Consider the following 19,323-nt stretch of genomic DNA (forward strand, 5'->3'; position numbering starts at 1 on the left):
GAAATCCCTATAAGATTCCGGCTGATTTTCTTCTGTGAAGTTTAGGGAATTTCCCTCTATTCTTCTGTTTCAATCTCACCTAATCGACTTTCAATCTCTTCCATAATTTTTCCGGCTTCCTGCCAGTTGCCCTGGGATGCTTCCTCCTGATAGGCATCGAACATTTCGGAAATCTCGCGCAGCATTTCTTCTGCTCCCATAAGCGGTTCCGGTTCCTCTTCCTGATCTGTGCCTTCTTCAGTTTTTTCCTCCTGCTCTGGCTCGTCTGCCACATTTTCCGGATCGATCAACTGCAGCATGGAGTCAAGTGCTTTGTCAAAGGTTTCCTCCATAACAATATGATCTTCATATGCAAGAATAATCTGCTTCACTTCCGGCAGCGATGTTTCATTTGATGATTCAATATAAATTGGTTCCACATACATTACCGTATCCTCAATCGGTATAGCCAGCAGATTTCCGCGAATGACTTCTGAACCGCCCTGTGACCAAAGATTCAGCTGCTGCGAAATGTTGCTGTCCTGATTAATCCGGTTTTCTATTTGCTGTGGACCGTAAATATTTTTTTGTTTTGGAAAACGATAAACAAATTTTTCCCCATAATGTTCACCATCATTTCTGACCCCCATCCAGGCAATCATATTTTGTCTGTTTTTCGGAGTATATGGTGTCATTAAAATGAATTCCTCCTGATCGGACTCAGGCAGTTTCATAGTTATATAGTATGGCTCGACTTCCGTATCCTCGTTGAAATACTTTTCGGTCGGGAATTGCCAGAAATCTTCCCGGTTATAAAATATTTCCAGGTTTGACATATGATAGGTACCATACATGGCAGCCTGAATTTTAAACAGCATTTCTGGATAACGGAAATGTGCCTGAACATCTTCAGGTACCTCTTCCGTAAACAAATCCGGGAACATACCCTGATAGGTCTGCATTAAAGGGTCCTCTGAATCTACCGTATAAAAAGTAGTATCACCAGTATAGGCATCAATAACAACCTTTACGGAATTTCGAATGTAATTTTCCTGTCCTCTGTGAGCCTCGGCATATGGATAGTTCTCTGCTGTCAAGTAAGCATCGATAATCCATGCAAGGCTGCCGTCATCTCTTACAAAAATATAAGGATCTTCATCATATTGGAAAAATGGTGCGATTCGCTCCACTCTTTCAACAATATTGCGGGTTTCCAGCAGCTTACTGTCAGAATTTATCTGATCAGATACAAACATCCTGAATGATCCATCATTTATGGCAAACAGCAATCTATTGATTCCTGTTAATGGGATCCCCGCATCCTCTTCAAAGCGGCTCGTCATATTTTCATCCCCGGAAGGATAATCAAATTCATCCACTTCACTATTTACAATGACACTATCATACGGCTCTTCTCCAAAATAGATTTGTGGCCGTGTTACATCCAGGACCCCTTCAGGCGGAACATTCCGCAGCATATATTCCGGCTGCCCCTGAGATGTTATCTTGTTTACATGGCTCATCGCAACACCATATCCGTGAGTGTAGCGCAAATTCTGATTTACCCATGTTTGCGCCTGTGATGGTAAATCCACAGTACTTAATTCACGTGCTCCAATAAATACCTGTTCATATTCCCCGTCAATTTCATAGCGGTCGATATCAATATCATTAAATTCATAATACGTACGAAATGTTTGCAGCTGATTGTAAACATCCATAATTGGCCGGGAATCATTAATCCGGACATTATCAATCGTTAATTGATTGCGATCCAGCATCGCCTTATCCAATGAATTATTCCCCGGATGCTCATTTTCATCAATATTATCCAGGTCATAAGCAGCTCTGGTAAAATTCAGATTATGTTCGAGATAAGGCTCTTCCCTGGAAAATTCATTTGGTGAAACGATGAAGTTCTGAACAATAACGGATGCCCCCTGTGCCAATACCACCAAGACAATATACGCAATAAACGGTGTTGCCATCGCATTTATGTTCCCGCGGGTTAATAAAATTATGAGCCAGATAGTTCCTATAACTGCTGCCGCGGCAAGCACGTAGGCTGCCGGTATATTAATCAAGTTATCTGTGTAGCTCAGGCCGTAAACTACACTCTCCTGGAAGATGTTCACCTGATTGCTCAGCAGTGTTTTAAATGGAGCAAGCAAATGGGTACCTGCCAAAAGCAAGCCGACGATCCCCAGCGTAACCCCCATATGTAACTGTGCAGAACGGCTCATCCTGTAGATATTAAATACTGAATATGCACCGATCTCCAAAACGAGGAAAAAGATCGCCAGTCCAAGCAGTAAATAAATAATAAATTCTACAAATGGCAGGACAAACAAATAAAATGAAATATCCATATTAAAATGAGGATCCGTTTGACCAAAAGAAGCATAGTTTGTCAGCTTTAGAAACGGCTCCCAGCCGACTCCCTGTACAATTGAACTCCCGATTAACCCAGTAAACAGGGCTCCACCCATCATAATAAGTCTGCTTGATTTACGATTTTCGATTAATGGCGGAAGCTGATTACTGTGAAAGTGGCTAAAATACGATTTCCGAATCCATGCCAGTGTAATATAGGTTAATATAAAAAATAGGAGAAATCCGATTAACCCAAGCATAACCTTGCTTCCAAGAATCGTTGTATACACAGTTTCAAAACCAAGTGAGTCCATCCAGATATAATCCGTAATCCAATTCAATGAAAGCAGAAATATAATAGCTAAAACGATCAGCACCCCAAAAATTGTTCCAGCAATTTTACCGATTTTCTTTAGTTTTCGAAGCTGTTCTGGACTCAATTTATTACTGTAATCTTTGTAATCCAAAAATTAACCCCCTTTATTCTTCTCTGCCTTAATGATAGCAGATAACTGGCAGAGTTTCTTTCTTAATGTATACGAATGGGAAGACAAAAAGTTTCGTAAGGGGGTAATACTATTTAATCGCAACCTGGAACTTCCGTTAGAAAATAAGGATATCCATTCAACTAATGGGATAGCTCTTCACACCATGTCACTACTCCATCAGCTTTCCTAATGGACGAAATATCTCCCCTACCAATTGATTAGGTCCAGGTGTGTCTGGAAAATAAATGAGCATAACTGCTAACAGAAATCCTGCCATTGTCAATCCAGCAAACGCCCATTTTTCTTTCTTTTGTTCCTTATCCATTTTCGGCCATTCATAAAGGATAACAAGAATGGTGACAACAATAACCCAAAACAGACTCAATTTCCAATCACCTCATTTTCCGGCACTCCCTGTGGTGCAGTTGATCTGCCGGGTCTTCTGATTTTCACTTCACTGACTACCTCTACTTCGATTTCTGGAAAAACTTCCTCCCAATTCGCTTTTCTCCACTCATCCGGATAATGGCGATGAAAAGCTTCTTCAAAACCTAAGACATCCACTTTCATTTCCTTTTGTACAATTTCCAATGCTAATTTTACCCGCTCCACAATTTGTTTTTCCAGTTGTTCCTTAAGTTTCTCAATAATCTTCGGATTCATCATATCGAGTTTCGTTTCATTTTCCACAATATCGTCTTCTGATACGATTTCAATCTTTATTTTCCAATTCCCATTTTCTATCGAAGGGATCAATTTGGAAGTTGCATCAAAAATATGAAAGGATATAAGTTCTTCACCTTCTTCGGGATTAATAGTCACAGATGCTGTATCAATCTCATCCCGGATCCATAACAGTCCTCTTACCTCCTTATCATCCAGCTGGTCTGTCATTTTACCATTATTAAAAATAGCAGCACCATATATTTTTAAACCTTCTGTATTAGGGGGCTCCCTCTCAATCTGGATCATTGGCAATGCAGCACCTCTTTTTTCACCTGATAACATATCAAGCAGATCTTTTGCAGTAACACTTAAACCCACTTTCAACATAGCTAGGTCTTTTGCAACCTCTGCACTGCTTCTCTCCAGATCAGGTTCTATTTTCAATAGTTCATCAGGTTTTTCATTTGTCATAAATACGGAGGCGCGAAGTCTAGTAAATGGATGGCGCGAAAAAAAGTCAAGATGCTTCCGGATCCCTTCCTCCGCCAGCTTTTTCCCAATAAAAATTATATGATTATGCCCCCAGAACAGCTTGCGTGAAACCTTCTCCTGAAGCTTGGATCTTGCATCAAAGATAGTCTTTCCTGTAGTCTTTTCAACCGTATTCTGTTTCCCTCCACCCTGTCCCCCTTCACTCTTGGATCCCATTGATTTCGGGTTAACAATCTGAACGGATAATTCTATCTCCCCTTCTTCTGTTTTATCAAGACCTGTTGCCACAACAATAGCCAAGTCATTAACTTCGATTCTGTCCCAGCAGCCTGAAAGTATAAGGGGCATAATAACACACATTAAAAATTCAGCCATTCTCTTTACAGTTTTTTTTCTTATAATACAGCGCATCTTTTTGCCCCTTTCCAACTGTCAAGCCATATGAAGATCAAGATCAGTTAATCTTTTTAGTGTTTTTCTTGAATATAACAGCGGCTATTAATAATAAGAGGGGTAAGATTATCTGGACGATTACTGCATAAAAAGGCATAGTGGTAATTAAAAAATGCTGAATTTGCTGTAAATTGGGTGCTGTCCATAATCCCATCACTGCCAATAAGCCGCCAATCGGGAATACAATCGGACGATAATCCTGCAAATTCAGCAATTGTGCAGTGCCAACTGCAATAACATAATAAAATACTGAAATTTTAATAAATGTTCCGCTAACCCAGATTGCCATAACTATTGATTCAAGATGCTGAATAAAATCGGCAATACTTATATACCTTGCTGCTTCCATAATTGGATATGTAAATGTAGGGGTTAGTTTGCCAAATAAAAGCATTGTAAATAAATTTGACAGCACCAGTGTGACCATAATCAGAAAAACCGTGATCATTCCCCATTTCATGCCTCCCTCTTTTTTTTTCAAAACTGGCAGGATGAAGGTGATTGCAAACAATTGCAGAAACCAGGTGGTTGGTACGATTGCTCCTTTTAATGATGGTATCAATCCTTTCTCAAAAAAAGGAAGCAAATTAGCTGGTTCCAGGTCAGGAATAAGCAAGATAACAATCAGTATAAATAAAAAGAGAACAATTGGAACAAATACCTGAGCGCTTCTTGCCATTACCTCAATTCCGCCCCTGACAGCAAGACCACTTACAAATATCATGCTCCCAATAACGACAACCAACGGGGTTGTTGGGAGGAAATTCCCAACAACAAACTCACCATATTCTCTTAAGACCAACCCATTGGAGTGAAAAAAAAAGAACAAAATAATAAAACCAATCAGCTTTCCAGGTATTTTTCCAATAATCTCTTCACTGTATTGGATAATCGTTTGCCGGGGAAAACGGTTATGTAATTGGGCCATTATCAGAATGGTAATACACCCTGCAAGTGATGCCCATATCGGGGAGAGCCACATATCATTCCCTGCAAATTTTCCGGTTATGCCCGGCACAAGCAGTATAGCTGTTGCGATTACAGTTGGATAGAGTAAAATAACCATCTGACCTGTGCTGATTCTTCCTTTTTCAATCATTTGTTTCACCTCTTTTTTCGCATATCTAATAAAGAAAACAATTATAGAGCCGGTTTCTATTCATCTCCTCCATTAGAGGGCTGAGGCCTTTGATTATCAGCTTGCCGGGATTTGTTATATTCTCCGGTAAAGTGGGGCCTTGTGTTCATTTTCCACCACGGTGCACGCACCAGCACATCTTTAATTTCATTAAATTTCATTGGTGCCATTGGACTCAGGTATGGTACACCGAAAGAACGCAGTGAAGCTAAATGGACAATAATCAATATGATTCCAAGCATAACCCCCAGCAGTCCAAGCGTTCCCGCTAGAAAAATCATAGGGAAACGGAGCATGCGAAATGTGATCGATGCAGAATAGCGCGGAATCGTAAATGAAGCAACACCTGTAATTGCTACAACGATAACCATTGGTGCAGAAACAATCCCTGCAGAAACTGCTGCTTCCCCTATAATCAGGGCACCTACGATACTTACTGCTGAACCAACCTGTTTTGGCAGCCGTATACCAGCTTCACGCAATGCTTCAAAGGCTATTTCCATCATTAATACTTCAACAAGCGCAGGAAACGGAATCTGCTCCCGGGCAGCCGCAACTGTGATCATTAGTGTTGTTGGTATCATTTCCTGATGAAACGTCAGTATGGCCACGTATAAGGAAGGAAGCAGCAAGGATACCAGAAGAAATACATAACGAAGCCAGCGAATTGCTGTTCCTATTAAAAAACGGCTATAATAATCCTCACTTGCCTGCAGCAGTGAATAAATGGTTATTGGGGCAATGATGGAAAAAGGGGATCCATCAACCAAGATTGCAGCCCTTCCCTCCAGAAGATTTGCTGTTACTACATCCGGGCGTTCCGTTTCCAGAAACTGAGGAAATGGCGAATAAGGATCATCCTCAATGAACTCCTCTAAAACACCACTATCCATAATTCCATCAACATCAATTTTACTGACCCTGTTTGTTATTTCTTCAATTAATGTTGGATCTGCTACCCCTTCGAGATATGCAATTACAATTTTCGTTTCTGTATACTTCCCTGCCTTCATGGATTTCAGTTTTAACTTTGGACTTCTGATTCTTCTCCGCAGCATGGAGTTATTTACAGATAGAGCTTCCACAAAACCTTCACGCGGGCCCCTGACTACCGTCTCAGCCTGTGGTTCATCTATGGAGCGCTTTTCATATTGTGCTAGTCCTACTGCCAACCCTGTCTTCTGATTGTCTGCGACGATTACAGGATTTCCTGAGGAGATTTCACTAATGCACTCGGCAACTGTTTTTACTTCTTTTACACTGGTCACCGGGATTTTTTTGTTTATTAACGATTTAACCTGATCATTCCCCTCCCCAGATGACTCCATAAGCGGGGAAAGTACGCTATCATCTACTTCTTGAGTATTTGAAAGTCCTTCTATGTATATAAGTATCGCATTATCTTTTCCTCCGATATAAAATGAGCGGATAACAACATCGGAACAGTCTTTATAAATGGAGCGGAATTTATTTTCGTTATCCTCTAGGCTTTGCGACAGCAGCTCCTGTTCCTGGGGGGATTGCAAGGACTTCACTGCTTTTTTCTGTGACTTTTTGGATTTCCGCAATTTAATTTTTGAGGTAAATCCCTCAGTTTCCTTCCCCATTTCATTCATCATCCCCTTCCGTTATGAATCCATTTTTTAGGTTGGTTTTTTTAACGGAAATTATGCACTAAGCAGGGATATTTTAACGGCAGAAAACTGGCTATCTTGCTGTCTCTTATCCAAGCTTTTTTAATATAAGAGTTTTTTAAAGAACTGAAAACCTTACTGTCCGCGATACACATGTTAATTGAAATGATTTTAATAGTTTGGTAATGTTATTTGCATGTCATAACATTTTTAAGGGGGATTCATGAAGAGAGTTTCAAAAGTTTTTTACATTACACTTGTATTAGTTATCATCGCCGTAGTATTAGGTGCGCTATTTCCGGTACGTTTTGAAGAAATAACCGGAAATATAAAATCGTTTGTTGCTACATCGTTCGGCTGGTATTACATGCTGCTAATGTCGGCAATGGTTATCATTAGTATTATTATCGCAGTCAGTCCATATGGAAGAATTCGTTTAGGAAAGGATCATGAAAAACCAGATTTCTCCACGGCTTCCTGGATTGCCATGCTGTTTTCCGCCGGGATGGGAATTGGGCTTGTATTCTACGGTGCTGCCGAGCCATTGTTCCACTATGTCTCTGATGCTCCATTGGCAGAGGAAGGAACTGGAGCAGCATTTAAGGATGCACTATCCTATTCTTATTTCCATTGGGGAATTCATGTATGGGCAATGTATGGAGTTACCGCCCTCGCACTGGCTTACTTCCAATTTCGTAAAGAAGAACCTGCACTCATTTCATCAACATTAAAACCACTGTTTGGTGACAAAATGAATGGACCACTTGGTGTTGTGGTAGATGTACTCGCAGTATTTGCGACTGTATTCGGTGTCGCTACGTCTCTCGGCTTTGGAGCAGTTCAAATAAATGGTGGACTATCCCATCTATTCGGGGTTGAAGTTGGTTTTACGGCACAATTTTTTATAATTGTGATCGTCACACTTCTCTTTCTAGCATCTGCATGGTCAGGGTTAAGTAAAGGGATAAAATATTTATCCAATACCAACATGGTACTTGCTATCATATTGCTGATAGTTATACTCATTGTTGGTCCAACACTATTAATTCTTAATATGTTTACAGAAACGTTCGGTCTTTATTTGCAGAACTTATTGCAAAACAGCTTCCGTACGGCACCACTTGAAGGTGATAACAGAGGATGGCTGGATGGCTGGACAATCTTCTACTGGGCATGGTGGGTTTCCTGGGCACCATTTGTAGGAATGTTCATCGCGCGTATTTCCCGTGGCAGAACAATCCGCCAATTCATAACCGGTGTCATTGTCATCCCGACTCTGTTCATCTCAATCTGGTTTGCCGCATTCGGTTCAACTGCAGGGGATATACAGAATAGTGGCGTGGATCTGTCACAATATGCAACGGAACTTGTACTGTTCAATATGTTTGATCATGTACCTTTAGGCTTATTCATGTCCATTGTTGCTATCTTGCTGATTGCTTCATTCTTTATTACATCAGCTGACTCCGCAACATTCGTACTTGGAATGCAATCAACAAACGGATCATTAACCCCACCTAACAACGTAAAAGTTGTCTGGGGTATTGCCCAATCCGCAGTAGCACTGATTTTACTCTATGTCGGCGGACTAACGGCCATACAGAATACAATCATTGTCGCTGCACTGCCCTTCTCCTTTGTCATGATACTCATGAGCATCGGATTATTTAAGGCATTGGGCCAGGAAGTGAAATGGAAAAAACATAAAATGTAAATTCCGGAAAAAGCCAATCAGGATTGCCTGGTTGGCTTTTTTGTTGGGCAGATGTTTGTTGTGGGTGAACGGATGCTCTCATTCCAGACGGATAACCCACATAATAACAATTGGACATAGTGCCACTTTCCGGCATACCATATTTTTTACTAAGCCCGCTCTTAATCAATAAAGACATCAATAACATTATACAAAGATACCTTAGTTTCTTCCTGATTCCTTAATTGCAGTGTTTTATTTAATGAATCAATTTTAAGTATCTTTCCTTTTGCTGTATGGTAACTGCGATTTTCGAAAAATTTAATAGCCACTGTAAGATCATTGTGAATCGCACATTGCAGACTGGCATCTATCTCCATTATCTTCTGTTCATCGAGGATCGGTTTTTCTTTATATTCATCCTCTTCCCACATTTCATTAAGCATTTGAACATGCTCAGGCAGCATAAGGGATACCCATTTAATTGTTCCTCTGTCATTCGCACTCATAATTATGCTCCCATCCTTTTTCTAATTGCTCCTGCCGATAATATTCCAGAAACCGTAAACGTTCTGACCATTCGTTTGGAGTAACAATATGCTAGGATTTTTTCATCTTTTACTTTGAGAACCCGAATGACTCTCTGGGATAACTGGTTTTCGGCAGAGACATAAATAATTTCAAGCTTTTGTTTTGTTTCCATTGAACAAATAAGCAATCCTCGCATCATAATTCCTCCTTAACGGAACATCTGTTCCTATTTTATCATAAAAATAATAATTTATGCAAAAAAGTTTTCAAACCATGCCCCCTTCCCTCTTCTTTTTTCGATTATAGGTGTAGAAGGATATTTTTTTATGAAAAATATACATACAAAAGGGGACAGTAAAATGACGCACAAGAATCTTCAATTCACATTTGAGGAGATCTTCAAACAAAATGAACGACGAATCCATTACTATATACACCGGCTGCATATTCGAGATTCCAATGAGGACTTCTACACGGAAGGGTTATTTGCATTATGGAATGCTTATAAAAGCTATCAGCCTGACAAAGGACCGATGGCAACTTACTTTAATTTCATGATACGGAATCGAATGATTGATCTAATTCGTAAAGAAACAAAGGCTGTCGAAAAGGTAGAAAACTACATCACACAAAACAAACCTCAGTTCAATGATGGAAACTACCGTAGGGGAAATGAAAACAGTATACCAATAAATAATTTTTCAGAAGCTTTACCAGTTGATAATAACTTATGGGAGCAGTTAAGAGAAAATCTGACCCCTAATCAGTGGAAGTGGGTGTATTACTATATTCTGGAGGGAATGCCATTGAAAGATATTGCTAACCTGGAAGGTGTAACAGTGGATGCTGTGAAAAGCTGGGCTAAACAAGCACGAGCAAAATTAAGAAAAGAGGAATTTAGAGAGAAAATTGGGTGGAGTGTGGATATATAAGAAAGGAAGGGAGCAAGCAAAATAGCTTATTCCCTTCCTTTCTATATTTTTTTAATATCCAGCAGCTTCTTTCAACTTGGAAACCGTAATTAATTTATACAAATATGCCCGCTCTGCTTCATTTAATGGAATAAGTGGCAGGCGTACACTTCCAACCGGTACACCAACACGGTTTAGTGCAGCTTTAACCGGTGTCGGATTTGGTGCAGTAAATAATGCTTTCATCAATGGCAGATGCTCGCGATGGAGATCAGCTGCCCGTGAAACATCACCTTTCTTAAATTGCTGAACCATTTCCTGCATCTCACTGCCAATAATATGGGAAGCAACAGATACAATACCTGTTCCGCCAATGGACAGCATTGGCAATGTCAGACTGTCATCTCCGCTGTATACGGTAAAATCATCAGAAGTTTTACTGATAATTTCGGCTGCTGCATCCAGATCACCACTCGCTTCTTTGACAGAGACAATATTTTTAATCTGGGAAAGACGAATAATCGTATCTGGTTCCAGATTAACTGCACTCCGTCCTGGAATGTTATACAACATCACAGGCAGTGAGGTACTTTGAGCAATCATTTGAAAGTGCTGAAACATTCCTTCCTGAGAAGGTTTATTATAATATGGTGTTACAAGCATAACCCCATCAACACCAATTGCTTCTGCCTCTTTCGTTAGGTCTGCAGACTCCTTTGTATTATTCGAGCCTGTACCTGCAATAACAGGCACCCTTCCATTAACTGTTTTTACAACAACTTTAAAAAGGTCAATTTTCTCATCATGTGAGAGAGTCGGGGATTCCCCCGTTGTACCTGCAATAACGAGTCCATCCGTTCCGTTATCTATCAAATAATTTACTAAACCTTCTGTTGCCCGAAAATCAACTTCTCCATTTTGATCAAATGGAGTCACCATTGCCGTTAATACATTACCGAAATTCATAAACAACTTCACACCCTTTTTTAGTTTGTTGGTGTGGAGAGCCAATTAAAAAAGCAGCAGCGTGAGAGCCGCTGCTGCTTTAGAACATTTAAATTCGTTCTCAGCTTGATAGCTCTCCATATAGTTTCCTATATGACAATTCTGCATCTATTAAATAACAGAACCAGGTTCAGGATGATGAGCATCCTTCCACTTCGGCAAATTCCCCTTTCCTTATGTTTCTTAAGAGCTCATTCTCTTCCACATAAGTACTGATGGTTTTCGCACCTCTACCCTTACTTTAAAAAATTCTTAAAATAAGAAAATATTAATTTGTTATGTTTACTTTACCAAAGTTAAATACAAAAAACAAGGCTAAAAACTGGAATGATTTATATTACTGCCTTTTTTTCGTTTTTTTATTATTTAACTTCTCATCAGCAGTTAGCGGCTCATTTGCAAACTCATGATCAAATTCCTTCGACAGGTTCTTTCTTACTTTCTGTTCATCGCTGAAATTGTTTTTTACTTTTTTGTCCATAGGAACACCTCCATAAGGTATTCTGTGTAAGTTTGGAATTTCTATGTATATTTTAAGTGTCGAGGTTAACTTATAATATGTTATCCTCAGGATAGTAGAAAATAATAAAGGATTGATAGAATGGCTAAAAAAATTTTAGAGAATGACTGGGCTCCTTTATTGGAAGACGAATTCACAAAGCCTTATTACATAGAACTTCGGGAATTTCTGAAAAATGAATATGCTTCCCGCACTATATATCCGAAAATGCAGGATATTTTTAATGCACTTCATTACACCCCATTCCAGCAGGTAAAGGCTGTGATTTTAGGACAGGATCCTTATCATGGGCCAAACCAGGCACACGGTCTCAGCTTTTCTGTACTCCCGGAAGTCGGACAGCCGCCATCTCTTAGAAATATATTCAAGGAGCTGCAAAATGATATAAGCTGCACGCCACCGAATCATGGATATTTAGTAAACTGGGCAAAGCAAGGCGTGCTTCTTCTAAATACCGTTCTGACTGTACGCCAGGGGCAGGCTCATTCCCACCGCGGAATGGGCTGGGAAAATTTCACGAACCGCGTTATCGAGATATTGAATGAAAAGGATAAACCAATTGTTTATATTCTATGGGGTGCTGCTGCACAAAAAAAACAAGATTTGATTGATACATCCAAACACTATATCATTAAGTCACCCCACCCAAGTCCATTATCTGCCCATCGGGGATTCTTTGGAAGCAAACCATTTTCAAAAGCAAATATGCTTTTAAAGGAATCAGGACAGGAGGAAATTGACTGGAGAGCGTTGTAGGTAAGGGGTTCCCGCCGTTGAATGGATATTTGTGCTGGATGGACGGATGTTCCTCGGCTCGGACGGATACCTCGCTGGTTGCATGGATATTCCTCATCTCGGACGGATATCTTGCTGGTTGCATGGATATTCCTCATCTCGGACGGATATCTTGCTGGTTGCATGGATATTCCACGTCTCAGACAGATACCACCTACCAGCACACAGATATTCCACAGCAAATTATCCGTCCTCCTCTATCCAGCTCCACCACTTACCTCACTCGTACTTAAAATCTCAATTTCTTTCAAGGCCTGGGATGCCAGTCGGTCTGCTTCCTGATTATTTTTCCGGGATATCAGATTGAATTCTGCATCGATTCCAAGTCGGGTAAGTTTGTTTTCAATCCGATCCGCCCATCGTGACAGACTTTCTTCATAACTTGGCCACTCTTCATTCAGCTGATTAATGACAACATTCGAGTCACCTGAAAATGTCACCGGTAAATGATGAACATCCAAATTTTCTAATTCCAGTACGGCAAGATGAAGTGAAGCGTACTCTGCCTCATTATTGGATTCCAGCTCATCCACTAATGCATTTTTTCTGAGCCGAAATGACTTCCCATTTTGCTCATAATAAACAACGCACCCCAGTCCTGCTTTTCTAGTTTTCAGATCAAAACCACCGTCAAAATAAATAGTAATGTTGTGAGGTTCAGTCTGAATTTCCTCCATTTGTCTGGCTAGTTCCTTTAAACTCCATGTATTTTCATGACTATCGATAAATGTTATACTTTTCATGCGACCGGTTCGTTCCAGATCCTCTGCCAGCAGCAGCGCCTGCTTGGCACACATTTCCTCAGAATTAAAAATGGCCTCTGTCCCTTTTGGTGTTCGATAAATAACCTCGATTCTGACGTTCAATTAAAGTTCCTCCTTTCTACATACATTATGTAGGTTACCCTACTTTACTGTCTGATAATAAGCTGACAATGTGTATGATATTAAAACTGTACAACTAAGCCATAAGAAAGAAGGTAGCTGTCAAATGCAAAAGCTTAAATTTCAATCTGCATGGGATAAAACAATTGCAGAAGAGGACCGAAAAAAAATTAAAACTGCTTTTGAGAATGTAAGTTTGGATAGCGGGAGAAATATCCAGTTTTCAACCCTCTGGCAAGCTAAAAATCATCGTGGAGAATTATTGGTTGCTGTTCTTGTCCATAATACAAGTCAGGAAGATTTTTCTTTCCTGGATCAGCCAATGACTTATTTTATTAATGATAAAACTTTTGCAGAGCATGTATTTTCGCCACCGATCATTGTTGAAAAACAAACAAGTATGCCCTGGACATTTATTTTTCCAAAAGGAAGTTTTGTCAGCAACGAGCCGTTTGAGGGTGGAGAATTAAGTTTTCCATCATAGGATTTTTATATTTTAGAATCAGTATCCTGAAGTTGAGAGAAATTAGTGTGAAGTTGAGAGACAACCTCTTAAAGTTGAGAAAAAACAGCTCGAAGTTAAGAGATAATGAAGAATACCTGACTTATCTCTCAAGTTCGCCACATTTTCTTTCAACTTCACGGCATTTTCTCTCAACTCCACAGTGTTATGACCCTACCCCTCATCCACCACTGAATTTCCCATGCCAGTTCCTTCATAATTCATCAAAATTACCCTTTCCTAATAGCCTACAATCACTGCTTCCTTTTTCACTTCTATTTCCTCCAAAGAATCCTCATTTTTCTCCACTTCCATTTTTAGATTTCTAATAATCCCAGCAATCTTTGCTTGCTGATCACGTACCTGTGCCAGAGAATCCTGGATACGCCCCTGCACCATCCAGTCTGTCAACAGCCCATCAAAGAAAAAGTCTGCAAATTTCAGCATTCCGGATATGTCCACATGCATTTCTGCAGCTTGATCAATATCGAGTAATTCCTTTTGAAAAGTTCGCATTCTGCTTTGAGCCTGATGTATAAATCCAGTTGATTTATCAATGTGATCATGCTTGACTAACCCTGAAATCATCCCGCCGCCAAACATATCCAAAGCTCCCCATCCTTCTGCACTATCAAGTGAGCTAACTGCTTTTTCAAGGGCACTTTTAACTGCCTCGCCTGCCGTAATAGCTTCCTTCAGCTCAATTAAGTATGCCCGGGTATCCCCTTCCTGATCACCTAGAAGAAACAGTTCATTTGCAGATGAAGAATTACTTTTCCGGATGATAGCTTCTTTTTGTAATAACAAATCATTATATTTTTTAACAAGTTCCCCTGTGTTATTTACTTTTTCTTTCAGAACGTTAATAGAATCTATTAGTTCCTTCTCAGTTTTTCTAGCTTCCTTTAATTTCAATTGAACTGCAGCTGCTTCTTGTTTTTCTTTTCTCAGCTTTTCTTCTTTGGCACCGAAAAAAGTTTGAAACAAACTTGTCAGGCTGACACCTTCCAGCTTCTTAACATCCCTGAGTTCTTCAGAAAGCTGATCTTCAAGATTTCCGATAGCCGATTCTATCTCCGATAATTCACTCTGGTAATCCTTCATTTGCTTTTCCCACTTTGCTTTTCTGCGTATTGCCTCTTTGGTTTGCACTAGCTGTTCGTTTATTTCTCGTTCCATGTAATTCCCCCTAAATTTAAAAAGATTTCCTTCTTTTAATACGAGGGATTGCAGATAAAAGTTTCACCTGGATTACATGAGACAACCTGTACCAGTTAAGTTCTCTTCATTCCCAAGAAAAAGCATAGGATTTGCTCCCATGCTTTCTCATAACTTTTATAACTTTTTCTTAGAATACCTTCTGTCTCTTTCACGGACATTATTTATCCAGGCCTTGTCCTCATCCATCATTTTTTTAGCAGCGTATATAGTCAGGAACTGTATTACAATAATTGGTATTCCCATAAGTCCTGATAATACTTCCAATGGAGCTAGACCGCCTATCCGCATCAATAGTAAAGCAAGCACGGTAATGACTGCTGCAATAATAATACGCAATGATCTCGATGGCTCTGCTTTACTCATATTTTCGGTTCCCGTGTAGGATGCAATGGTGTATGTCGTTGAATCCAGTGTCGTAGTAAGAAAGATCGTTGCTACAATAATAAACATTACAATAAAGATAGAAGCAAACGGCAATGTAGAAAGAACCTCAGGAATCAGTTTCATTTCATCTTCGCTCACAATATTCACTGCATCAACCTGACCAGTCAGAAACCTGTGTACACCTAAACCGCCGAGAACCCCTGTTGCCACCCAGGAAATTAAGGTTGGTGCCAGTAAATAGGTTAAAATCATCTCTTTTATTGTACGGCCTCGGGAAATCTTCGCTGCAAACACACTGTGAAGCATTGCCCATGTTGCACTATAGGCAAACCAGAATACAGTGTTACTCTCCATATGTGTGGTACCCTCAAGATCCAGCGAATTCGTATAAAACGATATATCAATATAATGTGAAAATAAAAATCCTATGGTCTCTGTAAAATAATTAAGTATAAATACTCCCGGACCGAGAATCACGACGAACAGTGCAAAAGCCGCAGCAAGATACATATTAAATGTGGACAGCCTTTTTATACCTTTTTCAATTCCAAGATATGCACTGATTGAGAATAAAAATACCCATACAATCGTAACAATCAATGTTAGTCCAAAAGTAATTTCAATATCAAATAATGCAGAAATATTATAGGTGATAATAGGTGCCCCAAGCCCTAACGTAACTGCTGCTCCCGATAGAATACTGACCAGAAAAATAACATCCAGTATTTTACCGCCGATGCCATCCGTAAATTTGTCGCCAAAAATAACGCGGCATGCTTCGGAAACACGCATAAAATGTGTCTGGCGCACATGCAAAATGTAACCCATCGCTGGTGCTGCCATGACAAAAATGGCAAAGACCTGAACACTCCACATAAACATACTATAGGAATTACCCCATAGCAGTGATTCTACAGACTGCGCCTCCACACCAAACGGCGGATCACCGGCAACTACTGCCCACTGCACCATACCGGTTCGCATTATTGTAGATCCCAGCCCCATGGCAATCAATATTGAGGCATATTCAAACAAGTTAAACCTTGGTTTTTCCAAAGGATCTCCCAGAACTACCTTTCCATATTTGGAAAAAGACAGAAACACACCCGCACCCACCAAGATAAGTGCATACCAAATATATCCCCATCTAAACCCTTCCACGATACTATTGAAGATGTTGTTAAGTAAATCGAGGGATTTATTTTCATACAATGAAAAAGGGATACAGATTGCGATGATAATAAGTAAAGAAGGTGCAAAAATTCTCCAATCAATCAGCCTCTTCTTTATTTTGTTTTTTTGCTTTCCCTGCATTCCTAGAAACCTCCATTTTAAAATAATCATATTTGAGTATACAACCATAGTACCACTCAAATCAGGCGCTTAAACTATGGTTAAGGCTTTTCAGGGAAATACAGGTTTTAATAATGAAGCCAGAAGAAACTCTATTTAATTCTTAAGATCAGAAATCCTTTCGTCTTCCTATTTCCTCATGCACCATATCATACATTTTTGCAACTCCCACCGAAGAAGCCTCAAAGGCAAAGGCATCCTCGGAATCAATGCCGATACGATTCGCTTCCACTGAAGCATCTATATTTGCTCCCAGAAAAATGAACTTCCAATTATGCTTTTTTTGATAAGAATCAATCAAATTTTTCACTTTATCATATGAAAATTCACTGCTGGAATTTTCCAGTCCATCAGTTGTTATAACAAACAGCACCTCATCCGGCATTTCTTCTTCACTTGCCTGAGATATTCTGCTGCCTGCATCAAGAATCGTTTTGCCGATTGCATCCAGCAGTGCAGTCACTCCCCTAACAAAGTATTCTTTTTCTGTCAGCCGCACATCCTCTGCATTCACACCGTTCCATAAATCCGTTAAAACCGCCAATCGTATCGCTCTCAAGTCCTGACATTGAACCGCTTCGATCAAGCAAAAAGATAATTTCTGTACGTTTCCTCTTCATCTCCATGTCACTCCTTCTATTGATCATGGTATAATAATAACTGACTTTTGCTCGGAAATGGTCACCTGTGAAGCGACAAAATTGGAGGGAGAATTATGCTTGATAAACGCATACTTGAGGAACTGAAAAACTATGTATCTAAACACATAACGGTAACAGAATTCAGTTTAAGAGAAGCCGAAGCTGTATTTTCTCCCGATATAATGAAGGAGGAGGATCTGGAAAATTATATTTCCGCTAAACGCAGTGCTTCATTTGCTGAGGTATTATTCCGTTTCATTGATTACAAAGGATATACGGATTCTGATGTTTACAAAAAAGCCGGAATCGACCGGAAGCATTTTTCTAAAATACGAACAAATCCTGCCTATAGGATAAGCAAGTCATCCGCTGTTTCACTTAGCATTGCTCTGAAACTCAATAAAAAAGAAACCGAAAAGCTTTTACACTCTGCCGGTTTCTCCTTATCAAATAATGATACGTTCGATTTGATTATTCAATTTTGCCTGGAACAGGAAATTTATGATATTGATTATGTGAATCAGGCATTGGATCAATTTGATTTGAAACCATTAATCAGCCTGTGAAGAGATTTTTCTGTGTTTGAGAATTGTACAAAGAAAAGTGCATTACTGCCAAAATTAACGGTTTTCTTTTTTATAGAGAAAAAGGCACATCTTAGTAATAGAATATGGGAAGCAGCTTACGGTAATGTTTCACATACTTTTCCGTCATTGTCATTACCATCCAATCGATGAGGATCATTTGCAGGACCCCCGGCCGCTTCAAAAAAGTCCTGTGCCTGCTGCTGGGTATCAAAATCACTGCAATCCCGATCAGGCCCATTTGGATCATATAATAACCCACTGCATGCAGAATCTGCAGTATTCTTTTCACTAGATGAACTGCTTCCATTTGAGACAGATTTATTCTGATAGTAAAACCCTTCATCTCTTACATAGCCATCTTTACTCCAGATTCCCATTTCCGCAGTTTTGGCACGATTTTGAGCTTTCATATATTCCTTGAAATGAGTATAAGGAGGATCATATACATAGGCAAGGCGTGCCAACCCTTCTTCCAGGAGCAGTTGGTTGAACATTTTTCCATCCACCCACACATACGCAAGCAGCCTCTCATACTTATCATATTTTGGTCCATCATACTCGAGTTCCACCTGTTTGCCTGAAAGCTTATTCTTTGCAAAACTGCTCGCCTCCGGACCGAATGGCTGCACTGGCTTTGATGGGTGCTTCGTCTCCGGTGTATCCACAAGCAGCATGCGAACCGTCTCTTCTTTTCCGTTCACCGTCACTTTAATGGTGTCGCCATCTACTACTCTTGCAACCTGTGCACTTTCAGCATGAACTGCTTCATTTGATTGGCTGGAAGGCTTTTCTTTTTTCGTAACACCTGCGTTTTTATCTTTATTATTTTCAGTAGATTCTTCCGCCTTCTGGTCATTTTCCTGTTCAGCTTGATTACTGCCTCCAGATTCAGCAGTGCAGGCTGTCAGAATAATTGAGGCAATAAAAACAAGTAATGCTAGCTTTCTGTTAAATTGGTTAATTCGTACTTTTTTCCAGGTTGTATTACTGCAAGACCTGGAAACTTGTTCCCATCGTTTTTTCACGTGATGTCTTCCTCCTAAAAATATGAAAATAGTAAATCTCTAGGCTGG

The 19,323-nt window shown here is 39.8% G+C and carries 19 protein-coding genes and 1 riboswitch; of the genes, 5 read left to right on the forward strand and 14 right to left on the reverse strand.

Going from position 1 to position 19,323, the window contains the following annotated elements; translation table 11 throughout:
• Positions 1 to 56: 56 nt before the first annotated feature.
• The 5 genes from CIL03_RS05340 to CIL03_RS05360 form a co-directional block, all read right to left on the reverse strand.
• A complete protein-coding gene (locus CIL03_RS05340) occupies positions 57 to 2,819 on the reverse strand; it encodes a UPF0182 family membrane protein (protein ID WP_094884280.1) in 2,763 nt (920 codons plus the stop codon).
• Between the two features lie 190 nt (positions 2,820 to 3,009).
• Positions 3,010 to 3,225 (reverse strand): hypothetical protein, encoded by a 216-nt coding sequence (locus CIL03_RS05345; protein WP_240507995.1) that lies wholly within the window; start codon positions 3,223 to 3,225, stop codon positions 3,010 to 3,012.
• Entirely contained in the window at positions 3,222 to 4,409 is a 1,188-nt protein-coding gene (locus tag CIL03_RS05350; protein WP_094884281.1) for a Ger(x)C family spore germination protein, read from the reverse strand. Before CIL03_RS05350 ends, CIL03_RS05345 begins: the two co-directional genes overlap by 4 nt.
• A 43-nt stretch (positions 4,410 to 4,452) precedes the next feature.
• The gene (locus CIL03_RS05355; protein ID WP_206207667.1) at positions 4,453 to 5,550 is read right to left on the reverse strand and encodes a GerAB/ArcD/ProY family transporter; all 1,098 of its coding nucleotides are present in this window, start codon (positions 5,548 to 5,550) and stop codon (positions 4,453 to 4,455) included.
• Positions 5,551 to 5,606: 56 nt separating this feature from the next.
• Positions 5,607 to 7,196: a spore germination protein gene (locus CIL03_RS05360; RefSeq protein ID WP_094884282.1), complete on the reverse strand. Its 1,590-nt coding sequence runs from the start codon at positions 7,194 to 7,196 to the stop codon at positions 5,607 to 5,609.
• A 250-nt stretch (positions 7,197 to 7,446) separates the two neighbouring features.
• On the opposite strand from CIL03_RS05360, the gene CIL03_RS05365 reads away from it, so the two are divergent.
• Complete coding sequence (locus CIL03_RS05365; RefSeq protein WP_094884283.1) at positions 7,447 to 8,937, forward strand: glycine betaine uptake BCCT transporter; 1,491 nt, start codon at positions 7,447 to 7,449, stop codon at positions 8,935 to 8,937.
• Positions 8,938 to 9,098: 161 nt separating this feature from the next.
• On the opposite strand, the gene CIL03_RS05370 is transcribed toward CIL03_RS05365, so the two are convergent.
• Positions 9,099 to 9,425: a YolD-like family protein gene (locus tag CIL03_RS05370; protein WP_094884284.1), complete on the reverse strand. Its 327-nt coding sequence runs from the start codon at positions 9,423 to 9,425 to the stop codon at positions 9,099 to 9,101.
• A gap of 2 nt (positions 9,426 to 9,427) precedes the next feature.
• Positions 9,428 to 9,643, reverse strand: coding sequence for a hypothetical protein (locus CIL03_RS05375; protein ID WP_094884285.1), 216 nt, complete (start codon positions 9,641 to 9,643; stop codon positions 9,428 to 9,430).
• Between the two features lie 163 nt (positions 9,644 to 9,806).
• Between CIL03_RS05375 and CIL03_RS05380 the strand changes: the two genes are divergently transcribed.
• A complete protein-coding gene (locus CIL03_RS05380; protein WP_094884481.1) occupies positions 9,807 to 10,379 on the forward strand; it encodes a sigma-70 family RNA polymerase sigma factor in 573 nt (190 codons plus the stop codon).
• Positions 10,380 to 10,430: 51 nt separating this feature from the next.
• Here the strand turns inward: CIL03_RS05380 and dapA are convergent, their stop codons facing one another.
• Together dapA and sspO are read right to left on the reverse strand one after the other, a co-directional pair.
• Complete coding sequence (gene dapA / locus CIL03_RS05385; protein ID WP_094884286.1) at positions 10,431 to 11,324, reverse strand: 4-hydroxy-tetrahydrodipicolinate synthase; 894 nt, start codon at positions 11,322 to 11,324, stop codon at positions 10,431 to 10,433.
• 101 nt (positions 11,325 to 11,425) lie between these two features.
• A riboswitch (Lysine riboswitch) is annotated at positions 11,426 to 11,604 on the reverse strand.
• A gap of 96 nt (positions 11,605 to 11,700) precedes the next feature.
• On the reverse strand, positions 11,701 to 11,844 hold the full coding sequence (gene sspO, locus CIL03_RS05390) for a small acid-soluble spore protein O (protein ID WP_094884287.1): 144 nt from the start codon (positions 11,842 to 11,844) through the stop codon (positions 11,701 to 11,703).
• Positions 11,845 to 11,964: 120 nt separating this feature from the next.
• Between sspO and CIL03_RS05395 the strand changes: the two genes are divergently transcribed.
• A complete protein-coding gene (locus tag CIL03_RS05395) occupies positions 11,965 to 12,639 on the forward strand; it encodes a uracil-DNA glycosylase (protein WP_094884288.1) in 675 nt (224 codons plus the stop codon).
• 236 nt (positions 12,640 to 12,875) lie between these two features.
• Here the strand turns inward: CIL03_RS05395 and CIL03_RS05400 are convergent, their stop codons facing one another.
• Positions 12,876 to 13,544, reverse strand: a complete 669-nt coding sequence (locus CIL03_RS05400) for a reverse transcriptase-like protein (protein ID WP_094884289.1) — start codon at positions 13,542 to 13,544, stop codon at positions 12,876 to 12,878.
• A 124-nt stretch (positions 13,545 to 13,668) separates the two neighbouring features.
• Here CIL03_RS05400 and CIL03_RS05405 point away from each other — a divergent pair, with 124 nt between their 5' ends.
• A complete protein-coding gene (locus CIL03_RS05405) occupies positions 13,669 to 14,046 on the forward strand; it encodes an SLAP domain-containing protein (RefSeq protein WP_094884290.1) in 378 nt (125 codons plus the stop codon).
• A gap of 258 nt (positions 14,047 to 14,304) precedes the next feature.
• Here CIL03_RS05405 and CIL03_RS05410 read toward each other — a convergent pair whose 3' ends face one another.
• The 3 genes from CIL03_RS05410 to CIL03_RS05420 form a co-directional block, all read right to left on the reverse strand.
• The gene (locus CIL03_RS05410; protein ID WP_094884291.1) at positions 14,305 to 15,243 is read right to left on the reverse strand and encodes a hypothetical protein; all 939 of its coding nucleotides are present in this window, start codon (positions 15,241 to 15,243) and stop codon (positions 14,305 to 14,307) included.
• A 156-nt stretch (positions 15,244 to 15,399) separates the two neighbouring features.
• Positions 15,400 to 16,983: a BCCT family transporter gene (locus tag CIL03_RS05415; RefSeq protein ID WP_094884292.1), complete on the reverse strand. Its 1,584-nt coding sequence runs from the start codon at positions 16,981 to 16,983 to the stop codon at positions 15,400 to 15,402.
• 148 nt (positions 16,984 to 17,131) lie between these two features.
• The gene (locus CIL03_RS05420) at positions 17,132 to 17,566 is read right to left on the reverse strand and encodes a VWA domain-containing protein (protein WP_240507996.1); all 435 of its coding nucleotides are present in this window, start codon (positions 17,564 to 17,566) and stop codon (positions 17,132 to 17,134) included.
• Between the two features lie 171 nt (positions 17,567 to 17,737).
• Here CIL03_RS05420 and CIL03_RS05425 point away from each other — a divergent pair, with 171 nt between their 5' ends.
• The gene (locus CIL03_RS05425; RefSeq protein ID WP_094884293.1) at positions 17,738 to 18,229 is read left to right on the forward strand and encodes a helix-turn-helix domain-containing protein; all 492 of its coding nucleotides are present in this window, start codon (positions 17,738 to 17,740) and stop codon (positions 18,227 to 18,229) included.
• 116 nt (positions 18,230 to 18,345) lie between these two features.
• Here the strand turns inward: CIL03_RS05425 and CIL03_RS05430 are convergent, their stop codons facing one another.
• Complete coding sequence (locus CIL03_RS05430; RefSeq protein WP_240507997.1) at positions 18,346 to 19,275, reverse strand: thermonuclease family protein; 930 nt, start codon at positions 19,273 to 19,275, stop codon at positions 18,346 to 18,348.
• Positions 19,276 to 19,323 lie beyond the last annotated feature (48 nt).

The sequence above is a fragment of the Virgibacillus indicus genome, from assembly GCF_002266285.1.
GTDB classification, from domain to species: domain Bacteria; phylum Bacillota; class Bacilli; order Bacillales; family Amphibacillaceae; genus Virgibacillus_K; species Virgibacillus_K indicus.

Bases quoted from the DNA above. Each gene is read 5' to 3' on its own strand.
- CIL03_RS05380 (WP_094884481.1), top strand. From the start codon at position 9,807: ATGACGCACAAGAATCTTCAATTCACATTTGAGGAGATCTTCAAACAA.
- CIL03_RS05405 (WP_094884290.1), top strand. From the start codon at position 13,669: ATGCAAAAGCTTAAATTTCAATCTGCATGGGATAAAACAATTGCAGAA.
- CIL03_RS05410 (WP_094884291.1), bottom strand. From the start codon at position 15,243: ATGGAACGAGAAATAAACGAACAGCTAGTGCAAACCAAAGAGGCAATA.
- CIL03_RS05395 (WP_094884288.1), top strand. From the start codon at position 11,965: ATGGCTAAAAAAATTTTAGAGAATGACTGGGCTCCTTTATTGGAAGAC.
- dapA (WP_094884286.1), bottom strand. From the start codon at position 11,324: ATGAATTTCGGTAATGTATTAACGGCAATGGTGACTCCATTTGATCAA.
- CIL03_RS05425 (WP_094884293.1), top strand. From the start codon at position 17,738: ATGCTTGATAAACGCATACTTGAGGAACTGAAAAACTATGTATCTAAA.
- CIL03_RS05355 (WP_206207667.1), bottom strand. From the start codon at position 5,550: ATGATTGAAAAAGGAAGAATCAGCACAGGTCAGATGGTTATTTTACTC.
- CIL03_RS05360 (WP_094884282.1), bottom strand. From the start codon at position 7,196: ATGGGGAAGGAAACTGAGGGATTTACCTCAAAAATTAAATTGCGGAAA.
- CIL03_RS05370 (WP_094884284.1), bottom strand. From the start codon at position 9,425: ATGAGTGCGAATGACAGAGGAACAATTAAATGGGTATCCCTTATGCTG.
- CIL03_RS05365 (WP_094884283.1), top strand. From the start codon at position 7,447: ATGAAGAGAGTTTCAAAAGTTTTTTACATTACACTTGTATTAGTTATC.
- CIL03_RS05350 (WP_094884281.1), bottom strand. From the start codon at position 4,409: ATGCGCTGTATTATAAGAAAAAAAACTGTAAAGAGAATGGCTGAATTT.
- CIL03_RS05415 (WP_094884292.1), bottom strand. From the start codon at position 16,983: ATGCAGGGAAAGCAAAAAAACAAAATAAAGAAGAGGCTGATTGATTGG.
- CIL03_RS05375 (WP_094884285.1), bottom strand. From the start codon at position 9,643: ATGCGAGGATTGCTTATTTGTTCAATGGAAACAAAACAAAAGCTTGAA.
- sspO (WP_094884287.1), bottom strand. From the start codon at position 11,844: ATGGACAAAAAAGTAAAAAACAATTTCAGCGATGAACAGAAAGTAAGA.